17 protein-coding genes are annotated in these 20,929 nt (G+C 67.9%); 11 read left to right on the forward strand and 6 right to left on the reverse strand.

The window, feature by feature from the left end; translation table 11 throughout:
- The first annotated feature begins 73 nt into the window (after nt 1-73).
- On the forward strand, nt 74-1,216 hold the full coding sequence (locus MAAFP003_RS01705) for an AI-2E family transporter (protein WP_096283887.1): 1,143 nt from the start codon (nt 74-76) through the stop codon (nt 1,214-1,216).
- 15 nt (nt 1,217-1,231) lie between these two features.
- On the opposite strand, the gene mmpL3 is transcribed toward MAAFP003_RS01705, so the two are convergent.
- From mmpL3 to trmB, 3 genes are all read right to left on the reverse strand, one after another.
- The gene (gene mmpL3 / locus MAAFP003_RS01710) at nt 1,232-4,045 is read right to left on the reverse strand and encodes a trehalose monomycolate exporter MmpL3 (RefSeq protein WP_096283889.1); all 2,814 of its coding nucleotides are present in this window, start codon (nt 4,043-4,045) and stop codon (nt 1,232-1,234) included.
- 64 nt (nt 4,046-4,109) lie between these two features.
- Nucleotides 4,110-4,838, reverse strand: a complete 729-nt coding sequence (locus tag MAAFP003_RS01715; protein WP_096283891.1) for a PIN domain-containing protein — start codon at nt 4,836-4,838, stop codon at nt 4,110-4,112.
- A gap of 2 nt (nt 4,839-4,840) precedes the next feature.
- Nucleotides 4,841-5,659 carry a tRNA (guanosine(46)-N7)-methyltransferase TrmB gene (gene trmB / locus MAAFP003_RS01720; RefSeq protein WP_096283893.1) on the reverse strand — a complete coding sequence of 273 codons (819 nt, stop codon included), beginning with the start codon at nt 5,657-5,659 and terminating at the stop codon, nt 4,841-4,843.
- 222 nt (nt 5,660-5,881) lie between these two features.
- Here trmB and MAAFP003_RS01725 point away from each other — a divergent pair, with 222 nt between their 5' ends.
- The 7 genes from MAAFP003_RS01725 to MAAFP003_RS01755 all read left to right on the forward strand — a co-directional run bounded on the left by MAAFP003_RS01725 (nt 5,882) and on the right by MAAFP003_RS01755 (nt 14,567).
- Nucleotides 5,882-6,922 carry a hypothetical protein gene (locus MAAFP003_RS01725; protein WP_096283895.1) on the forward strand — a complete coding sequence of 347 codons (1,041 nt, stop codon included), beginning with the start codon at nt 5,882-5,884 and terminating at the stop codon, nt 6,920-6,922.
- Nucleotides 6,919-8,460, forward strand: coding sequence for a hypothetical protein (locus MAAFP003_RS01730; RefSeq protein WP_096290808.1), 1,542 nt, complete (start codon nt 6,919-6,921; stop codon nt 8,458-8,460). The genes MAAFP003_RS01725 and MAAFP003_RS01730 overlap by 4 nt, the downstream gene beginning before the upstream one ends.
- 167 nt (nt 8,461-8,627) lie before the next feature.
- A complete protein-coding gene (locus MAAFP003_RS01735; RefSeq protein WP_096283897.1) occupies nt 8,628-10,457 on the forward strand; it encodes a phosphoenolpyruvate carboxykinase (GTP) in 1,830 nt (609 codons plus the stop codon).
- A gap of 139 nt (nt 10,458-10,596) precedes the next feature.
- Nucleotides 10,597-10,896, forward strand: a complete 300-nt coding sequence (locus MAAFP003_RS01740) for a hypothetical protein (protein ID WP_423790842.1) — start codon at nt 10,597-10,599, stop codon at nt 10,894-10,896.
- Nucleotides 10,897-10,955: 59 nt separating this feature from the next.
- The gene (locus MAAFP003_RS01745; RefSeq protein WP_103175393.1) at nt 10,956-12,029 is read left to right on the forward strand and encodes an alpha/beta fold hydrolase; all 1,074 of its coding nucleotides are present in this window, start codon (nt 10,956-10,958) and stop codon (nt 12,027-12,029) included.
- 48 nt (nt 12,030-12,077) lie between these two features.
- Nucleotides 12,078-13,595 carry a fatty-acid--CoA ligase FadD4 gene (gene fadD4 / locus MAAFP003_RS01750; RefSeq protein WP_096283901.1) on the forward strand — a complete coding sequence of 506 codons (1,518 nt, stop codon included), beginning with the start codon at nt 12,078-12,080 and terminating at the stop codon, nt 13,593-13,595.
- Between the two features lie 3 nt (nt 13,596-13,598).
- On the forward strand, nt 13,599-14,567 hold the full coding sequence (locus tag MAAFP003_RS01755) for an enoyl-CoA hydratase/isomerase family protein (RefSeq protein ID WP_096283903.1): 969 nt from the start codon (nt 13,599-13,601) through the stop codon (nt 14,565-14,567).
- On the opposite strand, the gene MAAFP003_RS01760 is transcribed toward MAAFP003_RS01755, so the two are convergent.
- Nucleotides 14,561-15,019, reverse strand: coding sequence for a CD225/dispanin family protein (locus MAAFP003_RS01760; RefSeq protein WP_096283904.1), 459 nt, complete (start codon nt 15,017-15,019; stop codon nt 14,561-14,563). The genes MAAFP003_RS01755 and MAAFP003_RS01760 overlap by 7 nt on opposite strands.
- A gap of 111 nt (nt 15,020-15,130) precedes the next feature.
- On the reverse strand, nt 15,131-16,336 hold the full coding sequence (locus MAAFP003_RS01765; RefSeq protein ID WP_096283906.1) for an acyl-CoA dehydrogenase family protein: 1,206 nt from the start codon (nt 16,334-16,336) through the stop codon (nt 15,131-15,133).
- An 8-nt stretch (nt 16,337-16,344) separates the two neighbouring features.
- Between MAAFP003_RS01765 and MAAFP003_RS01770 the strand changes: the two genes are divergently transcribed.
- From MAAFP003_RS01770 to MAAFP003_RS01780, 3 genes are read left to right on the forward strand one after another with little or no spacing between them, the layout of a single operon-like run.
- The gene (locus MAAFP003_RS01770) at nt 16,345-17,349 is read left to right on the forward strand and encodes a MaoC family dehydratase (protein WP_096283908.1); all 1,005 of its coding nucleotides are present in this window, start codon (nt 16,345-16,347) and stop codon (nt 17,347-17,349) included.
- Between the two features lie 11 nt (nt 17,350-17,360).
- Nucleotides 17,361-18,557, forward strand: a complete 1,197-nt coding sequence (locus MAAFP003_RS01775) for a CoA transferase (protein WP_096283910.1) — start codon at nt 17,361-17,363, stop codon at nt 18,555-18,557.
- The gene (locus tag MAAFP003_RS01780) at nt 18,551-19,864 is read left to right on the forward strand and encodes an amidohydrolase family protein (RefSeq protein ID WP_096283912.1); all 1,314 of its coding nucleotides are present in this window, start codon (nt 18,551-18,553) and stop codon (nt 19,862-19,864) included. Before MAAFP003_RS01775 ends, MAAFP003_RS01780 begins: the two co-directional genes overlap by 7 nt.
- On the opposite strand, the gene MAAFP003_RS01785 is transcribed toward MAAFP003_RS01780, so the two are convergent.
- Entirely contained in the window at nt 19,861-20,763 is a 903-nt protein-coding gene (locus MAAFP003_RS01785) for an alpha/beta hydrolase (protein ID WP_096283914.1), read from the reverse strand. The genes MAAFP003_RS01780 and MAAFP003_RS01785 overlap by 4 nt on opposite strands.
- Between the last annotated feature and the right edge of the window lie 166 nt (nt 20,764-20,929).

Below are 20,929 nucleotides of genomic sequence, written 5' to 3' on the forward strand. Positions count from 1 at the left end.
CCGCGCGTGTCGCCGTTGTAACCGGATCGTGCTGACGTCACTACCCAACTTCGCAGCCCGATAGGCTGGCCGAATGCCGGCAAACTCCGACGACGACGCGGTCGAGCCCCTTGTCCGCAAGACCGCAGCCTGGGCCTGGCGTTTGCTGGCCATCTTCGCCGCGGCACTCGCGTTCTTCTGGGTGGTGGCCAAGCTCGAGGTCATCGTCGTCCCGGTGCTGCTGGCCCTGATGATCAGCGCGCTGCTGGTACCGGTCGTGGACTGGCTGGATCGGCACGGTCTGCCGCGCGGCGGTGCCGTCGCTCTGGTGCTGCTGGGCGGGTTCGCGGTGTTGGGCGGCATCCTGACGTTCGTCATCACCCAGTTCATCGTCGGTTTGCCCGACCTGACCGAGCAGGTGACCCGCAGCATCGACACCACCCGGCGGTGGCTGATCGAAGGACCGGTGCATCTGCGCAGCGAGCAGATCACCAACGCGGGCAATGCCGCGATTCAGGCGCTGCACAACAACCAGTCGAAGTTGACCAGCGGCGCGCTGAACACCGCGGCCACCCTCACCGAACTGCTCACCGCCGCGGTGCTGGTGTTGTTCACCCTGATTTTCTTCCTGTACGGCGGCCGCAACATCTTCGCCTACACCGCCAAGATCTTCCCGATCGGCGTGCGCGACCGGATCATGGAGGCGGGCCGGGCCGGATACGGCTCGCTGATCGCCTATGTCCGGGCCACCTTCCTGGTGGCCTTCACCGATGCGGCCGGGGTGGGCGCCGGGCTGGCCATCATGGGCGTTCCGCTGGCACTGCCCCTGGCGTCGCTGGTGTTTCTCGGCGCCTTCATCCCGCTGATCGGTGCCCTGATCTCGGGACTGGTGGCCGTGGTGGTCGCGCTGCTGACCAAGGGCATCGTCTATGCGCTGATCACGCTCGGCTTGCTGGTCGTGATCAACCAGATCGAGTCGCATCTGCTGCAGCCGCTGGTGATGGGCCGCGCGGTCTCGATCCACCCGCTCGGGGTGGTGCTGGCGATCTCCACCGGCGGTGTACTCGGCGGGATCGTCGGCGCCCTACTGGCCGTCCCGACGGTGGCGTTCCTCAACAACGCAATCCAGGTGCTGCTCGCCCGGGACCCGGCCGCCGAAGCCGAGAAATTGGACGAGGATTCCGATGGCATCGTTCTCCACGCCCAGGCGGACGAGCCGGTGAAGCGGTCCGACTAAATAACCCGAGCGGGTCTAGAGCCGTCCCTCGCGGCGCAGCAGATCCTGGGCCGACAGCCCACCGCCCGCGCGGCGGCGCGGACGCGCATTGTCTCCGTTGTCGGCCTGGCCGCCCGGCCCGCGCGCATTCATCTTCTCGGTGGCGGGATCGGAGTCGTCGCCCTCCGAACGCATCACCGGAAGCGCCGTGGTCGGGTCGGACGTGCCCTCGTGGTGGCCGGGAACAGGCATGGCCCTGGTTTGACCGGCCGACGGCGGCGGTGCGGGTGGCGCGGGCCGCGGGTCGGCGCTGCCCTGAGCCGAGAAGCGGGTCGTCTTGGCTTCCGTCGGCTGGCTGGGCCGGGACGGGGCGCGGCTGGGGCCCGGAGGCAGCTCCGCTGCCGGCCGCGGCTCGGACGGTCGCGACGGCTCCGGGGGCGCGCCGGGGTGCGTGGGGTCGTGCGGGGCCCGCGGTTTCGCGGCGACCAGGCTGGCCGCAACCGGCGGCCGGAGGGCCCGGCCGTTGACGACGTTGCGCTTGCGCTCGTCGGGCAGGTCGATCTCGCCCAGGCCGATCTTGTTCTGCAGCCGCCGGGCCCAGCGCGGGGCCCACCAGCAGTCGTCACCGAGCAGCTTCATGACCGAGGGCACCAGGAACATCCGGACCACGGTCGCGTCCAGCAACAGCGCCGCCGCCAGGCCGAACGCCAGGTACTTCATCATCACCAGATCGGAGAACATGAACGAGCCGGCGACCACGGCGAGCACCAGCGCGGCGGCCGTGATCAAACGTCCGGTGGTCGCGGTGCCGATCCGGATCGCCTCGGCGGTCGACATGCCGCGTTCGCGGGCCTCGACCATTCGGGACACCAGGAACACCTCGTAGTCGGTGGCCAGACCGAAGCCCACCGCGACGACCAGCGCGATCAGCACCACCATCAGCGGCGTCGGTGTGAAGTTCAGCCACGTCGAGAAGTGCCCGTCGACGAAGATCCAGGTCAGGATGCCCAGCGTGGAGCCAAGCGTCAGCGCGCTCATCAGCGCGGCCTTGATCGGCAACACCACCGACCCGAATGCCAGGAACATCAGCAACAGACTGGCGCTCAGCAGCAACACCAGCATCAGCGGAGCCTTGTCGAACAGACTGTGGATGCTGTCCTGCTCAAGCGCCGGCGTGCCGCCGATCAGCAGGGTCAGGCCCTTCGGCGGATTGATCGCCCGCAGCTCGTTGATTTTCTTCTCGGCATCGTTCTTGTTGACCAGGCCGTTCTGGATCACCCGCACCGAATCGTCCTTGGGCTGGGTGGTGCCGTTCGGACCGGCGACGCAGGGGTTGTCGGCGATCACCGGGCAGGGGCGCTCCTCCCACGTCTTGTCGGTGAAGCCGGTGATCCCGGAGATCCGGTTGCGGATATCGGCCACCTGCTGGTCGGTGACCTTGCTGTGGTTGTTGCTCTTGATCACCACGGTCAGCTGCTCGGTCCGGTAGCCCGGGAAGAGCTTGTCGAAGTGCTCCTGCGCCTGGCGCACGGCGTTGTCGGGGGGCAGGTATTTCTCGCTCATGCCGCCTAGCGACAGGTTGCCCAGCGGGATGACCAGCAGGATCATGCCGACGGCGATCGGGATGGCGAACGCCAGCGGGCGCTTCATCACCGTCGTGACGAGCTTGCCCCAGAAGCCGGCCTCGACCTCTTCACGGGTCTTGGTCTTCTGCAGGCGCTCCGCCAGCCACTCCAGGTAGACCCGGGAAACCTTCCAGTTGCGCAAGAACGGCACCCGGAAGGCGGTCCGCACGCCCAGGGCGTCGACGTTGCGGCCGAGGATGCCCAGGGCGGCCGGCAGCAGGGTGATCGACAGCAGTGCGGCAAGCCCGACCGCGGCGAAGATCGCATAGGTCAGCGAGTGCACGAAGCCCTGCGGCAGCACCAGCAGGCTGGCGCTGCAGGCGATGATCAGCGCCGCGGAGAACACAACCGTACGACCGGCCGTCATCACCGTACGGCGCACCGCGGCCTCGGTGTCGTAGCCCTCGGCAATCTCCTCCCGGAATCGGCTGACGATGAAGAGGCCATAGTCGATGGCGATACCGAATCCGATCAGCGAGACCACCGGCTGGGCGAAGAAGTGCACCGGGCCGAAGATCGCGGCGAAGCGCAGGATGCCCAGCGCCCCGGCGATACTCAGGCCGCCCACGATGACCGGCAGGCCGGCGGCGACCGCGCCGCCGAACACCAAGAACAGCACCACCGTCACCAGCGGGAGGCCCAGATATTCCAGGAGCTTCTGGTCGCTGGCAATGGTGCCGGTCAAAGCGTTGGCGACGGGCTCGAGGCCGGCGAGTTCGATCTTGCCGCCCCCCAGCTTCTGCAGGTCGGGGGCGATGGTCTTGTAGTTGTTGAGGATGGTGTCGTCGTCGTCGCCCTTGAGCGGGATGGTGACGAAGGTGTGTTTCTTGTCCTCGGTCGCCATGCCCTTGATCTGGGCGTTGGGGGGTTCGGAGCCGGGAGCCAAGGCGAGATAGCCGGCCCAGCCGAGCACCTGGCTCGAATGATCCTTGACAAACTTGTTCAGCTCGTCGACGGTGTGCTGCCGCCAGGCCGGGTCGTCGACGGTCTTGCCGTCAGGCGCGGTGAAGGTCGCCACGATCTGCGCGGTGCGATCACGGCCGTAGGTCTTGTCGCCCAGGATCGAGGCCGCGACGGACTGGCTGCCGTCGTCGTAGAAACCACTCTGCGTGACGTGCTTACCCAGGCTCATCCCGAAGACGCCACCGCCAAGGCACAGAGCCACCATGACCCCGATCACGATGTACCGGTAGCGGTACACGGTTCGACCCCACCAGGCGAACACGTAAGCTCCTTACTGGATCACTAACAGCGACCCGCGCAGCGTCTTTCGGTTTTTCAAGCCAGTGTCACACACGCGTGGTCAAGAGCGCGGACAGCGGCCGGAACGGCTGCAGCCATGCTCCCTGGTCGGGCAGCGAATCTAGGCCGATCCGCGGCAGCGGTTCCCGGAAAACACCCTCGATGTCCTCCAGGTCAACGAAGTCCAAGGTATCCGACGCTAGTGCCCAACTCGCATGTTCGCGAAATCCGATCACTTGGACGGGGGTCGTCCCGCCAACCCCGGCGCGTGCGATTTCTTCTAGCGGCTGACGGAACGCTTGACCGTCGGCCGAGGCTACGACCAGCGCCGCGAGCCCTTCTTGGCGCCGCAGTTCGATGTGGGCGAGCATGTCCCGGTCGACGTCGCTGTCTTCGTCTATTTTCGGCTTGGCGAAGACCGCGAACCCCACGTTACGCAGAGCGTCCACCCAGGGCCGAACGACTTCGGCGCTGCCCGGGGCGATGTTGGTGAACACGGTGGCCTCGGGTTCGACTCGGATGTTTGCGACGCCAGCGTCGCTGGCGCTCACCTCGGCCGTCCGCGCCAGCAGCCAGCGCCCCAGCGCGTCGAACCGGGGGCGCTCCAGCGCGGTCGGGCGCCGGCCCAGGATCGAGCCCAGCCCCATGTCGAGGTTGGGGGCGTCCCACACCAGCAGCACGCGCCGCGGTGCCGCGTCGAGGCTGCCCAGATCGTTACCGGACGGCGCCGCCGGCGCTGCGGCGGTTTCCGCGGTCGTTTCTTCTGCGAGGCTCATACTCATCGTCTTTTCCAGATGAACTCGGATACGGAGCTGCCCGCTTCTTGGGCTTTCAGTTCGTATTTGGTCGTCGGGCGCACGGTCGAGATCGGCAGCTCGCTGCCGGGTTCGACGCGACAGAGCCGGGGTTCGGCGTCCCCTACCTCGGCCATCTGCTCGGCGTAGCCGGGGTGATCCGTCGCGGCGTGCAGGACACCACCGGGGAGTAGCCGGTCGGCGATCAGGGCAACGGTGCCCGGTTGCAGGAAGCGTCGTTTGTGGTGGCGCGCTTTCGGCCATGGGTCGGGAAAGAAGAGGCGGAACCCGGTCAACGAGGACGGTGCGATCAGATGCTGCAGCACGTCGATCCCGTTGCCGCGGATCAACCGGATGTTGGTGACCTGCTCGCGGTCGATCGCGCACAGCAGCTGGGCCAGGCCCCGCTTGTAGACCTCCACTGCGATCACGTCGATTGCAGGTTCATCGCGGGCCATCGCCAACGTCGACGTGCCGCTGCCGCAGCCGATCTCGAGCACCAGCGGCGCTTGCCGGCCGAACCACGCCCGGGTGTCCAGCGGTTCGGAGCCGCGCGGGATGTCGGAGCGGCCGATCGCCGGCCACAGCCGGTCCCAGGTCTCTCGTTGTCCGCCGGACAGGGTGGAACGCCTGGAGCGAAAGCTCGTGGCCGGTAGATAGCCCCGTTGAGGGGCGTCCGAACCGTCCGCACCCGACGCTGGCGTCACACCTTCTTCGGTATCCAGGCCGGTTCCCACCTCCACCGGTGCATCGGGACAGGTCCCGACCCCGGGTTGCGCATGCATTTGTCCATGGTGGCCCATGAATCCCCGATGTAGCCGCCCCTGGTCCAGATTGATACCCAACAGTTGCCTTCAACTGGTAACAGATAAGCGGTGGCTCGCAACTCGAAGACGCAAGTGCCACTATGCGGAGGTGCCCGATCGTTTGCCCGGCAAACAGGCCCGGTGCCGGCGACAGCCCCGCATGCGGCGCGAAGCAACGCCGCAGTGGGGCGCGGGCCGATCGGATCGAGCAGGCAGGAAATGAAGGTACGGGGAGGCCTAGTTTTCACCGACGAGCTGGCACGGTTTGCTGCCGAGTGTGACGACGCGCGCGTGAGCGCGATCGCCGAGAAAGTCGCGGCGCCGCTGCGGGTGGCGGTACACGGGCGCGCCGGAGTCGGGCGCGGCACCGTGGCACGCGCGTTGGGTCATGCAGCGGCGGCGCCGGGAATCATGGTGACCCCGGCCGAAGGCGCGGCCGACGTGGTTGTCCAGGTCATCGCTGAAGTGGTCAAACCCGAAGACGCCGAGGCGATCGCCGCCGCCGGCCGCCCGGTGCTGACCGTGCTCAACAAGGCCGACCTGCTCGGCTCGCTGTCGGGCCGCGGCGGTCCAGGTCCGCTGGTGCGGGCACAACACCAAAGCGCGCGTCTCGCCGAGGTCGTCGGCGGCCCGGTCGAACCGATGATCGCTTTGCTGGCGGTCTCCGCGTTCGACGGATTGGACGCCACCTCGTGGACTGCGTTGCGGACGCTGGGCGCCCACCCCGCCGGACTGGACGGCTCGTTCGAGGAATTCGCCGCGGCAGATAACCCCGTTCCGGCCGACGCGCGGCTGCGGCTGCTGGACAGCCTGGACCTGTTCGGCACCGCGCTGGGCGTCGCCGCGGTGCGTCGCGGCGGCACGCCGGCACAGGTCCGGGCCCTGCTGCGGCGGGTCAGCGGCGTCGACGCGGGGATCGCCCGGGTGTCGGCCCTCGGCGCCGGGGGGCGCTACCGGCGGGTGCTGGATGCCGCCGCGGAGCTGGAGGCCCTGGCTGTCGGCCACGTGAACGGGGACCGGATCAGCGAATTCCTGTCCGGTGACGACACCGTGCTGGCGCGGATGGCCGCCGCCGTCGACGTGGCCGAAGCGGCCGGGCTGGATGTCGACGGCGACGACGACGCGGCCGGACACCTGCCCCGCGCGCAGCGCTGGCAGCGTTACAGCCGCGGATCGGCGAGTGAATTGCACCGCAGCTGCGGTGCGGATATCGCCCGCGGATCGCTGCGGCTGTGGTCGCGGAGCCGGGGGGCGGCATGAGCGGCGCTGTGTCCGGCGATCCGGCTGCCCAGGTCGACGAACTCGTGGCGGCGATCGGGCCGCGGCTGGAGTCGCCCGTGGTCAGCCGCCGCGACGTCGTCCTGGTGACCGGCCCGTGGATGGCCGGCGTGACGGGGGTGGCCACCGCGCTGAGCGAGCGGCTGCCCGCGCACAAGTTCGTCGAGTCGACGGATCTGCAGCCCGGCGAGGCGCCGACGGCGGTGGTGTTCGTCGTCTCCGCGGCCGCCGAACTCACCGCGTCGGACTGCGCGCTGCTCGACGCCGCTTGCGAGCACACCGACGTCGTCGTCGCGGTGGTCTCGAAGATCGACGTGCACCGCGCCTGGCGCGAGGTACTGAGCGCCAACCGCGACAAGCTCGCCGCACATGCGCCGCGCTACGCCCAGGTGCCGTGGGTCGGTGCGGCCGCCGCGCCCGAGCTGGGCGAGCCGCAGCTGGACGAATTGGTCGACACCGTCGCGGAGCAACTCGACGCAACTGATGTCGGGCGCCGAAATCGATTGCGAGCCTGGGAATCCCGACTTCAAACGGTCGCGCGGCGGTTCGATCGCGACGCCGACGGCGCCGGACGGCGGGCCCGGGTCGACGCGCTGCGCGAGGAGCGCAGCACCGCGTTGCGGGAGCGTCGGCAAGCGAAATCCGAGCGCACCATCCGGATGCGCGGCCAGACCCAGCAGGCGCGCGTCCAGCTGTCGCACTTCGCGCTGAACCGATGCTCGTCGGTGCGCAGCGAGCTGCAATCCGACGCCGCGCATCTGCCCCGGCGCGACATGGCCGGATTCGAGGCGCACGCGCGGGGCCGGGCCGCAGAGGTGGTCAGCGAGGTGAACGAGGGCACCACCACCCAGCTCGACGACGTCGCGCGCGAGCTGGATCTGCCGATGGAGTTACCGCCGATCGAGCAGCTGCCCACCGTCGACGTCGCCCCGCCCCCGCTGAAATCCCGGCGGCAGGAGACCTGGCTGATGCTGCTGCTCGGCGTCGGGTTCGGGGTGGGCGTCGCGTTGACGCTGTCGCGGCTGGTCGCTGGTGTCGCCCGTCGACTGAATCCGGCGCTGGAAGTCGCCGGCGCGGTGGTGTGCGTGGTGGTCGGCGTGGCGGTCACCGCGCTCGTGGTCAAACTGCGCGCCCTGCTGCGCGACCGCGCGCTGCTGGACCGCTGGACGGCAGATCTGACGTCGGCGCTGAAATCCGTCGTTGAGGAGCTGGTCGCCACCCGCGTGCTGGCCGCCGAGTCGCTGCTGAGCACCGGGCTGGTCGCGCACGACGAGGCCGAGAACACCCAGGTGTCCGAACAGGTCAGCGTGATCGACACCGAGCTGCGCGAGCACGCCATCGCCACGGCGCGGGCCACCGCCGCCCGGGACCGGGAGATGCCGACGGTTCAGGCCGCGCTGGACGCCGTGCGTGCAGAACTCGGAGAACCGGGTATTCCCCGCGACGATGATTCCGCCGGAGACGCCGGCGGGGCAGAGAACGTCAAAACGGCTTGGAGGAGCGCGGATGAAGAAGAATAGACGCTTCTGAATCGTTGTTGTGAGAAGGCTTATACCCGCCCGGGCCTTCCCCAGCAAGGGGATCGCGATAACCTGTAGCTAACGCCACCATGTCAATATCTGTGTGGGCGACTGCATACGCAATCACAATATGCCCGCGCGTACGGAGATGAATTCAGGAGAGTTCGATGACCTCAGCGACCATTCCCGGTCTAGACAACGCACCCACGAATCATCGGGGGCTGCTGGCGTGGGTAGAGGAGGTCGCCGAGCTCACCCAGCCCGACCGGGTTGTGTTCGCTGACGGCTCCGACGAGGAGTTCAACCGGCTGGCCACGCAACTCGTCGAGGCGGGCACCCTGAAGAAGCTGAACGAGGAGAAGCGGCCCAACTCCTACCTGGCGCTGTCGGACCCGTCCGACGTGGCGCGGGTGGAGTCGCGGACCTTCATCTGCTCCGAGCGCGAGATCGACGCGGGCCCGACCAACAACTGGATGGACCCCGCCGAGATGCGGTCCACGATGAACGACCTGTACCGCGGCTGCATGCGCGGTCGCACCATGTGGGTGGTGCCGTTCTGCATGGGCCCGCTGGGTGCCGACGACCCCAAGCTGGGCGTGGAGATCACCGACTCCGAGTACGTCGTCATCTCGATGAAGGTGATGACCCGGATGGGCAAGGCGGCGCTGGAGAAGATCGGCGACGACGGCTTCTTCGTCAAGGCGATGCACTCGGTGGGCGCCCCGCTGGAGCCGGGCCAAAAAGACGTGCCGTGGCCGTGCAACGACACCAAGTACATCACCCACTTCCCCGAGACCCGCGAAATCATGAGCTACGGCTCGGGCTACGGCGGTAACGCGCTGCTGGGTAAGAAGTGCTACTCGCTGCGGATCGCTTCGGCGATGGCGCACGACGAGGGCTGGCTGGCCGAGCACATGCTGATCCTCAAGCTGATCTCCCCGGAGAACAAGGCGTACTACTTCGCCGCCGCTTTCCCGTCGGCGTGCGGCAAGACCAACCTCGCGATGCTGCAGCCGACCATTCCGGGCTGGCGCGCCGAGACCCTCGGTGACGACATCGCCTGGATGCGGTTCGGCAAGGACGGCCGCCTGTACGCCGTGAACCCGGAGTTCGGCTTCTTCGGTGTCGCGCCGGGCACTAACTGGAAGTCCAACCCGAACGCGATGCGCACCATGGAGGCCGGCAACACCGTCTTCACCAACGTCGCGCTGACCGACGACCACGACGTGTGGTGGGAAGGCCTGGAAGGCGAGCCGGACCACCTGATCGACTGGAAGGGCAACGACTGGATCTTGCGCGAGACGGACACCAAAGCGGCGCACCCCAATTCGCGGTACTGCACCCCGATGTCGCAGTGCCCGATCCTGGCGCCGGAGTGGGACGACCCGCAGGGTGTGCCGATTTCCGGCATCCTGTTCGGTGCGCGCCGCAAGACGACGGTGCCGCTGGTGACGCAGGCCCGCGACTGGCAGCACGGCGTTTTCATGGGCGCCACGATGGGCAGCGAGCAGACCGCCGCCGCCGAGGGCAAGGTCGGCACCGTGCGCCGCGACCCGATGGCCATGCTCCCGTTCTTGGGTTACCACGTCGGTGACTACTTCCAGCACTGGATCGACCTGGGCAAGAACTCCGACGAGTCCAAGCTGCCAAAGGTGTTCTTCGTCAACTGGTTCCGTCGCGACTCCGACGGCGGCTTCCTATGGCCCGGTTTCGGCGAGAACAGCCGGGTGCTCAAGTGGATCGTCGACCGCATCGAGCACCAGGCCGGCGGCCAGGACACCGCGATCGGCATCGTGCCGAGCGCGGACGACCTGGACCTGGACGGGCTCGAGATCGAGGGCGGCGACGTGGCCAAGGCGCTGGCGGTCAACGCGGCCGAGTGGCGCGAGGAACTGCCCCTGATCGAGGAGTGGTTCGAGTTCGTCGGCGACAAGCTGCCCACCGGCGTCCGCGACGAGTTCGAGGCGCTCAAGCAGCGGCTCGCCGAGGCCGAGTAACACCGCGGGCAACGTTGAATCGGGCTGGCGCGCAAGACGCGTCAGCCCGAATTCATTCCCCGGGTTCTCGGCAAACGGGTGTTTGGAACCGCACGCTGCGGTGTATAGATAGCTAACACCCGAACCCGGAAGGCCGACGATGAAGTCTGTGAAGTCCAAGACAACCCCCGCGCTCACGATTGTGATTGCAGCGGCGGGAATCCTGTTCAGCGGATGCTCGGCGTCGCAAGTGATCAACACCGGCGGCGACACCAAGTGCAAGGACTTCACCACACAGGACGAGAAGAAGCAGAACGACGAGGTCAGCAAAATGCTGAAGGACAAGAGCGGCCAGGATCCGGCCAATCTGGAGATTTCCGCGACGCGACTGTCCGCACAGACCTGGTGCCAAACGTTGGGCAAGCCGGACTCCAAGATCTCCGAGGCGCCGCACGGCTGACGCGCTAGTCCTACCAGCGCAACTTGCACGGCGGCGGCGCCGGTGAAGATCATCGAAGCGTGATCGTCGACCGCCGCCATGCACTCGTCGCGGCGGGGCTGCTGGTTTCCGCCTGTCGCGGCACGCCCGCAGGGCCACGTGACGCCGAGCCGCCGATACCGTGGCCCTCGGGTGACGCCCTCGGTATCGGCTTGGAGGGCTATCCCTATCCCCCTCCGGTGCACTATCTCGACGTCACGCACGTCGCCCAGGCGGCATGGATCGATCGCCAGGCTCCGGAGTGGGAACGGCGGGCGCGGCTGGCGTACATGGACATTGCGCCCGAGCGCGCGCAGCCCCGGGGCACGGTCCTGCTGGTCCACGGGAAGAACTTCTTCGGCGCCTACTGGAAGGACGTCATCGCGGCGCTGCGTCGCGAGGGCTACCGGATCATCGTTCCCGACCTGGTCGGCTGGGGTAAGTCCACCAAGCCCTCGACGTTGACCGCGGAATCGCTGGTGACACACCTGCGTTCGCTGCTCGACGCCCTCACCGTGAATTCCGTTGCCGTCGTGGGTCATTCGACGGGCGGGCTGGTGGCCATGCAGATGGCCCGGGCACTGCCCGAGCGGGTGGCCGCGCTGGTGCTGGAGAACCCGATGGGACTCGAAGACTACCGGCACAACCTGATCCGCCAGGTGGGCCACGACGACTGGGCAGCCGACGAACGGTCCTCGACCGCCGATCAGATCCGGCAGTACATCGCGCACTATTTCGTGAACAAAGATCCTCGACTCATCGATCCGTTCGTCGCGGTGCGGACGGCGAGCGGGCGCTCACCGGAGTTCGAGCGCTGGGTGCAGAGTTCGGCGGCGGCCACCGACATGCTGCTCAATGAGCCCGCAGTGGATTTCGTCGCGTCGTTGTCCGCCCGCACGCTGTTCGTCTGCGGCCGGTCCGACCGCACCTATGTCGGCGCGAAGTACACCGCGCCCAACGAGCAATCCGCCAAAGGGAATATCGCCGCACTGGCCCAGGCCGTCGCGGCCAGGATGCCCGCCGCCCGTTTCGTCGGGGTCCCCGACACCGGCCATGTGCCGCATCTGGAAACACCGGCCGCGTTCATGTCGGCCGTGCTGGACTTTCTGCACTGAGACCGGCCACTTGACACCCGTCAAATTTGGCGGCGGTACAGTCTTCGCATGCAGATCCGCCCCTATCTCGGCGCCGACAAGCCGGCGATCATCCTGTACCCATCGGGAACGGTCGTCACCTTCGATGAACTGGAAGCACGGGCCAACCGGCTGGCGCACCGGTTCCGTCAGGCGGGTCTGCGCGAGGGCGACAGCGTCGCGATTCTGATGGAGAACAATCAGCACATCCACGCGGCCATGTGGGCGGCCCGGCGCAGCGGTCTGTACTACGTGCCGATCAACACCCACCTGACCGCGGCCGAGGCGGCCTACATCATCGACAACAGCAACGCCAAGGCGATCGTCGGTTCGGCGGCGTTGCGCGACACCCTCGCCGGCCTGGCCGAACATTTGCCGAACGGTCTACCCGAACTGCTGCTGATCGCCGACGGTGAATTGCCGGGCTGGGAACGCTACCCGGAATGCGTTGCGAATCAACCGGATACCCCGATCGACGACGAGATCGAGGGCGATCTGTTGCAGTACTCCTCGGGCACCACCGGCCGGCCCAAGGGGATCAAACGCGAATTGCCGCATGTGCCACCGGAAGACGCGCCGGGCATGATGTCGGCTCTGGTCGACTTCTGGATGGACAGCGACACGGTGTATCTGAGTCCTGCCCCGCTGTATCACACCGCGCCGTCGGTGTGGTCGATGACGGTGCAGGGCGCCGGTCTGACTACGGTGGTGATGGAGAAATTCGACGCCGAGGGGACGCTGGACGCAATCCAGCGGCACCGGATCACCCACGGCCAGTTCGTGCCGGCCATGTTCGTCCGGATGCTGAAATTGCCTCAGGCCGTTCGTGATTCATACGACCTGTCCAGCCTGAAACGGGTGATGCACGCCGCGGCGCCGTGCCCGGTACAGATCAAGAAGCAGATGATCGAGTGGTGGGGACCGATCGTCGACGAGTATTACGCGTCGTCGGAAGCGCACGGGTCGACGCTGATCTTCGCCGAGGACTGGCTGACACATCCGGGTTCGGTCGGCAAACCCATGGGCGGTGCCGTGCACATTCTCGATGAGAACGGCAACGAGCTACCGCCCGGCGAGGCCGGCGAGATCTACTTCGAAGGCGGGGTTTCGTTTGAATACCTCAACGACCCAACGAAAACCGCCTCATCCCGAGACAAGCACGGGTGGACCACCGTCGGCGACATCGGCTACCTCGACGAAGAGGGCTATCTGTACCTGACCGACCGGCGCCACCACATGATCATCTCCGGCGGTGTCAACATCTATCCGCAGGAAGCCGAGAATCTTCTGGTCACCCACCCGAAGGTGCTGGACGCCGCGGTGTTCGGGGTGCCCGACGACGAGATGGGTCAGCGGGTGGTGGCGGCGGTGCAGACCGTCGAGCAGGCCGATGCCACCGAGGAGTTCGGCGACGAACTGATGACGTGGCTGCGAGACCAGCTGTCGCACTTCAAATGCCCGCGCTCGATCGCGTTCGAGACTCAGCTGCCCCGCACCGACACCGGCAAGCTCTACAAGAATGCGTTGATCGAGAAGTATTCGGTGTGACCGATGTTCCGGGTAGTCGACGCGTCGAGTGCGCCGGAGGCGGCCTTGCCCTCGCCGCCCGGGGTGGTCGTCGGCGTCGCATCGGCCGCTGAGATCGCACGAAACGAATCCTGGCTGGACACAGCAACTTTCACGCTCACCGAGGACACCTGCGCCGACCGGCGGGTGATCACCGTCGATTCTGTGCCCGAGACGCTCGCCGAGCTGCGCAAGCGGTGTGAGCACTGGCCGCAGGCCAGCAGTGTCTGCGACGACGTGTTGCGGGCGATGACGCCCGATGTCCCGACGCTGGCCGCGGTGGTGACCGAATCGCTGGCCTACTCGACCCTGCAGGCCGGCCCGGAGTTCGCGCGCTGGCTCGCCGAACGCGGCCCGGCCCGGATGCCCGAGATTCCCGACCCGGTGCAGGCCGAGCGCGACGGCGACACGCTGCTGGTCAGGTTCAATCGCCCACATCGCCACAACGCGTTTTCCACCGACGCACGCGCGGCACTGCTGGAGGCACTGACCGTCGCGCAGCTCGACCCGTCGGTCACCGGGATCGTGTTGAGCGGCAACGGTCCCTCGTTTTGCAGCGGCGGGGATCTCGCCGAATTCGGCACCTTCGCCGATCCCGCGAGCGCGCACCTGGCCCGCACCCGTCACAGCCCGGCGCTGGCGCTCGACGCGCTGACCGCCAAGCTCGGCAGGTCCTGCCGAGCGCAGCTGCACGGCCGGGTGCTGGGCAGCGGCTTGGAGATGGCCGCATTCTGTGGATGGGTTGAGGCGCAGCAGGATTCGCTCTTCGCGCTGCCGGAATTAAGCCTCGGATTGATCCCTGGTGCCGGCGGAACCGTCAGCATCACCCGCCGCATCGGCCGCTGGCGAACGGCTTATCTGGTGCTGTCCGGCCGGACCGTCGGTGTCGACACGGCGCTGCGCTGGGGGCTGATCGATGCGACTTACGTTGGCGCGCAACCGATTGGTCAGTAGCCCCCGAAGGTGGTGCTGGTCGTCGACGGGATGCTCGACACGGCGACCACGGCGATGACGATGTAGAGGATTGCGATGATCGCATAGGTCACGCCACCGGCGATGGCGCCGATGATCGCCCACTTCTTGGCGTTGCTCGACGCTTCCTGCGCCTCGGCGACCCGGCCCTGCGCCCAGAGTCCGGAGACCTTGTTGGAGTAGACAAGCGAGATGATCCCGAACGGCAGGCAGCACAACACCGTGCACAGAATCGCCCAGACGAGGTAGTTATCCGGTTCCTGCTGGCCCGGCCAGGCGCCCGGCTGTTGGGCCGGCCAACCCGGTTGTGGTGGCTGCTGCCAGCCCGGTTGCTGCGGTTGACCCTGCCACTCCGGTTGCCCCTGCCACTCGGGTTGCTGGGGTTGGCCCTGCCACTCGGGGGAGCCTTCGTACGGCCCTGGGGGATAACTCATGGCAACCGACTTTCTTTCGGTCCAACAGGTTTACTCCCGCGCCGGTTTGCTGGTGCGCAAGTCAGGCAAATATAGCGCACAAGCGGAGGTCAAGCGCCGATTCGGCCCCGCTCAGATACCGCCCCGGGCCACCAGCTGGCCGGCAATCACATTGCGCTGGATCTCGTTCGTGCCCTCCCCGACGATCATCAAGGGCGCGTCGCGAAAGTAGCGTTCGACGTCGTACTCGGTGGAGTAGCCGTAGCCGCCGTGGATGCGTACCGCGTTGAGCGCGATCTCCATCGCGATCTCCGAGGCGAACAGTTTTGCCATCCCGGCTTCCATGTCGCAACGTTCGCCGCTGTCGTAACGCTGCGCGGCGTAGCGGGTGAGCTGGCGGGCGGCGGTGAGTTTGGTGGCCATGTCGGCCAGGTAGTTGCCGACGGCCTGGTGCTTCCAGATCGGCTGGCCGAAGCTCTCCCGCTGCTGGGCATAGGCCAACGCATCCTCGAGTGCCGCGGTCGCCACGCCCAGCGCGCGGGACGCCACCTGGATGCGCCCCGTCTCGAGGCCCTTCATCATTTGCGAAAAGCCTTCGCCCATAACATCTCCCAGGACGGCAGAAGTGGGAGCCGGGTAGTTGTCGAAGGACAGCTCGCACGACTCGACGCCCTTGTAGCCGAGCTTGGGTAGATCCCTGGAAATCGTCAGACCCCGACCCTGCTCCACAAGCACGATCGAGATGCCCTTGTGCCGTGGTGTGGCGTGCGGGTCGGTCTTGCACAGCAGCGCGATCAGCCCGGAATGACGCGCGTTGCTGATCCAGGTTTTGGCGCCGTTGATCAGCAGGCCGCCCGAGCCGTCGGGCAGCGCGGTGGTTGACATGTTCTGCAGGTCGGAGCCGCCGCCGGGCTCGGTCAGTGCCATCGTGGCCCGCACCTCGCCGGTGGCCATCCGCGGCAGGTAGGTCCGCTTCTGCTCCTCGGTGCCGAACAACACCAGCAGTTTGGCGACCACGGTGTGCCCGCCCATCGCGCCGGCCAGGCTCATCCAGCCGCGGGCCAGCTCCTGGGTGACCCGCACATACCCCGGCATCGATACCGGCGAACCGCCGTATTCCTCGGGGATGGCCAGGCCGTAGATGCCGATGCGCTTCATCTGCTCGATCCACGCCTCGGGGTAGGCGTTGGCGTGTTCGACCTCGCGGACAGTCGGTTTGACCTCCCGGTCGATGAAGGCCCGCACCGTGGCGACCAGCATGTCTTCTTCGTCGTCCAACTCCGACCCTTCCCCGTGCCACCTCCGGCATTGCGCTTCGATTCGACAGCCTGCCAGCATGAGGCGTTGTGACGGGTAACGGGTATGCGGGAATCCGGCAAGGCGGGCCGTACTTCGACGATCTGTCCAGAGGCCAGGTCTTCGACTGGGCACCGGTGGCGACACTTTCGGCGGGGATGGCCGCCGCGCATCAGGCGATCCTCGGGGACCGGCTGCGGCTGGCCCTGGACGCCGACCTTTGTGCCGCGGTGACGGGCGCGCCCGGACCGCTGGCGCACCCCGGACTGGTCTGCGATGTCGCGATCGGGCAGAGCACGCTGGTCACCCAGCGGGTCAAAGCCAACCTGTTCTACCGCGGGCTGACCTTCCACCGATTCCCGGTCATCGGCGATTCCCTCTATACCCGCACCGAAGTCGTTGGGCTGCGGGCGAACTCGGCCAAGCCCGGCCGGGCTCCGACTGGTCTTGCCGCGCTGCGAATGACGACGATCGACCAGGCCGATCAGCTGGTGCTCGATTTCTACCGCTGCGCGATGTTGCCCGCGAGCCCGGACTTCGATCCCGATAACGCGCCCGCCGACGATCTGTCCACGATCGGTGCCGATGCGGCACCGCCCGCTGTTGCGCCGACGGCGCACTGGAACGGCGAGGCTTTCCGAAAGCGGGTGCCCGGACCGCATTTCGACACCGCACTGGCGGGTGCGGTGCGCCGCAGCACCGGCGACGTCGTCAGCAGTGCGCCCGAGCTGGCCCGGCTCACCCTGAACATCGCTGCAGCACACCATGATTGGAGATCCGGTGGGCGCCGGCTGGTGTATGGCGGACACACCATCGGGCTGGCGTTCGCGCAGGCCAACAGGCTGCTGCCCAACCTGGGCACGGTGCTGGGCTGGGAGTCGTGCGATCACACCGGGCCGGTCTACGAGGGCGACACCCTGTACAGCGAACTGCGTGTCGAGTCGGCCGACGCCGGCGTGCTGCGACTGCGATCGCTGGTCTACGCGGTCGGTGACGGGGCCGAACAGCCCGACCGGCCGGTGCTGGACTGGCGACTGCGGGCGCTGCAATTCTAACCCGGAGCACAATGGTCCAGGTGAGCAACGCGGCGTCCCGGTGGGGGAGCAGCGGGCTGGCCTGCCTGACCGGCCTGCCCGGCGGACCGCCGGACTTCTCCCGCGCCGAGGTGCTGGCCCGCGCCGAGCAGGTCGCGACGGCGGTCGGCACCCATCTGGGCATCACCGTCGGTGCGGCCACCCTGCTGGCCGGCCGGGCCGGATTGCTCGGATTGCGGCGCGGCGGCCGGATTTCGGCCGGCGGTGCCACCCGGCTGCTCGCAGCGCATGACGGTTGGTGCGCGCTGACGCTGTCGCGTCCCGACGACATCGCCGCTGTCCCCGCACTGTTGGAAGCCGACGAGGTGCCCGCCGATCCCTGGCCGATGCTGCAGCGCTGGGCCGCAACGCGTCTCGCCTCGGCGATCACCGAACGGGCCGGCCTGCTCGACTTGCCGGCGGCCATCCTGGGCGAGGCCGCCGCCATGTCGGCGCGAGTAGCGCGAATGGGCAGCGTGGGCGCCGCGCGAGACGTCGAGGGCCTGCTGGTGGCCGACCTGTCCTCGATGTGGGCCGGTCCGCTGTGCGGGCAGCTGCTGGCCCGCGCGGGAGCCATCGTCGTCAAAGTCGAAAGCCCACGACGACCGGACGGCACCCGGGCAGGCAATCGCGCATTCTTCGACTGGATGAACGGCGAAAAGCTGGCCTATTGCCTAGACTTCGACAGCCAGGCCGACGAGCTGCGCGAGCTGCTCGCGGTCGCCGACATCGTGATCGAGGGCTCGCGACCCGCGGCACTGGACCGGCGCCGTTTGGGCCCCGACCATATTGCGCCGCGAGCCGGCCGAATCTGGTTGCGTATCAGCGGGTATGACCAGCACCCCGGCCGGCCGGCGTTCGGCGACGATGCCGCGGTGGCCGGTGGCCTGGTCGGCGCCGCCGCGGACGGCCCGGTGTTCTGCGGGGACGCCATCGCCGATCCGCTCACCGGGCTGGAAGCCGCCCGGGCCGTGGCCGAATCGCTGGTCCGCGGTGGCGGCGAATTGATTCAGCTGTCGATGGCCGGGATCGCCGCGGGCTATGCCGCCCTGCCCCGCGCGGTGTCGGTGGCCGACTGCCCGGCGCCCCCGCCGCAGCCGCCGCAGTCGCACCGCCGCGCCGCCGAACTGGGCGCGGACAACGAGGGCGTCCGCCAGCTGGTCAGCGAAAGACGTTTGCTGTCATGCTGATTCAGCGAGCTACCCTGCTGGACGGCACGGTGACCGACATCCGGGTCGGAGCGCAGATCGAGGAGATGGGCGACGGCCTCACATCCAGAAGTGGCGAGACCGTGCTCGACGCGCACGGCGCGACCGTGCTGCCCGGCCTGCACGACCACCACGTGCATCTGCGCTCGGCCGCCGCGGCGATGAATTCGGTGATACTCGGACCGCCTCGAGTCCACACCAAAGATCAACTGGCACATGAACTTTCGGCGGCCACGCCGAATGCCGACGGATGGATCCGGGCGATCGGCTACCACGAATCCGTCGCCGGTGAGCTGGATCGGTCCGCGCTCGACGCCATCGTGGCAGACAGTCCGGTCCGCGTCCAGCACCGCAGCGGCGCCTTGTGGATCCTCAATTCCGGGGCACTGCGACTGCTCGGAATGGCCGACCACCCCGACGGGCGGTTGCGCGCCAGCGACCGTTGGTCCGAGGTGCTGCAGCGTCAAACCAGCGACCTCACCGAACTGAGTAGGCGCCTCACCGCCGTCGGAGTCACCGGAGTCACCGACGCCACACCGGATCTGGGCGCGGACGACATGGTGTCGCTGTTGGTGGCGCACCGGCACGGAGAGTTCGCACCGCGGCTGTCTTTCTTGGCTCCGGGTAAGAAGATCCTGCACGACGACCGTCTCGACCTGGACTCGCTGACCGAATGGATCGCCGACCGCCACGCCGGCGGACAGCCGGTTGCCGTGCACTGCGTGACCGCGGCTCAGTTAGTGGTCACCATCGCGGCATTGCGTGCCGCCGGCAGCCATCCGCGGGATCGCATCGAGCACGCCGCGGTCGTCGACGACGACAACCTCGCCGACCTCGCGGACCTTTCCCGGTCCGAGGGGCTCACCGTGGTGACCCAGCCCAACTTCGTCGCCGAACGCGGTGACCAGTACCTCGCCGAGATTCCCGCCGCCGAGCACGCCGCACTGTGGCGGGTCGCATCGCTGCGGAAAGCGAAGGTGCGCTTGGCATTATCGACCGACATGCCGTTCGGTCGCGGCGACCCGTGGGCGGCGATGCGGGCTGCGGTACACCGCACCACACCCGGCGGCGCGGTGCTGGGCGTCGACGAATGTGTCTCGGCGACAGCCGCTTTGACGATGTTTCTGGGTGCTGCCGATCAACCGGGCCGACCCAGGGTCGTCGACGTCGGAGCGCCGGCCGACCTGTGCGTGCTGGCCGCGCCGCCCGCCACGGTGCTGGCCGAGCTGGACGCCGGTCTGGTGGCCGCGACGATCATCGGCGGCGTTACCGCCCATCCCGCGCACTAGGGCGCCGCGGCCAGCGCCTCGCGCAGCACGTCGCACTGGCTGTCGAAGAAGCGCTGCGACACTTGCACTTTCGGTGCCACCAAGTCGAATCCGTGGAAGGCGCCGGGGATGGTCTCCACCACGCACGGCACTCCGGCGGCCCGCAGGCGCTCGGCGTAGACGAGGTCTTCGTCGTGGAACAGGTCGTGCGTCCCGACGCCGATCCAGGCCGGTGCCAACCCGGCGAGGTCGTCGCGGCGGGCGGGCACGGCGACCCGCGGATCGGTGTCGCCCAGATACGCCGACCAGCCGAACTGATTGCTGCGGGTGTTCCACAGGCGGTAGGCCGGGTTCTCGGCCGTCAGCGAGCTGCGGTCGTCGAGCATCGGGTAGGCCAGCAGCTGAAAGAAGGGTGCGACCTCGCCGCGGTCGCGGGCCAGCAACGCCAGCGCCGCCGCCAGACCGCCACCGGCGCTGGCGCCGCCGATCGCCACTCGCGTCCTGTCCACCGCGGGCAGCCCGGCCAGCCAGGTCAGTGCCGCATAGCAGTCCTCGAGCGGCGTGGGATACGGATGTTCGGGGGCCAGTCGGTACTTCACCGCCGCGACGGTGATGCCCAGCCTGGTGCTGAACCCGTGGCACACCCGGTCGTCTTGTTGCGGGCTGCCCATCACATATCCGCCGCCGTGTATCCACAGCAGCGCCGGTGCCGGATCGGTGACGCCGGGCGGCCGAAACAGGCGGATGCCGACTCCGGAACCGAGGGTGATCACTTCGGCATGGCGGGACGCAGCGGGATTGCGGCGCTCGCGCAGCTTGGTCAACACCCGGATGGTGGACAGGCTGCGGGGACTGACGATTTGTCGCGGCGCGATGCGCGCGATCCGGCGTAGATCAGGGTGAACGTCGCTGTTCGGCACCGGTCCAGTATGCGTACCCGGCCGAAATCAGATAGCGCGCGGCATCGCGGTTCGGCTGGAACGGCGCGCGCGACGCCATGTAAGTCAACGCTTGATTCCGGACCCGTCCACGCTCGCCTCGGCGCCGAATCACTTCGGTGGACCGTTTCGACCGGACGGTAGACCG

Origin of the sequence: Mycobacterium ahvazicum, assembly GCF_900176255.2 — a bacterium.
In the GTDB taxonomy this organism is placed as follows: Bacteria; Actinomycetota; Actinomycetes; order Mycobacteriales; family Mycobacteriaceae; genus Mycobacterium; species Mycobacterium ahvazicum.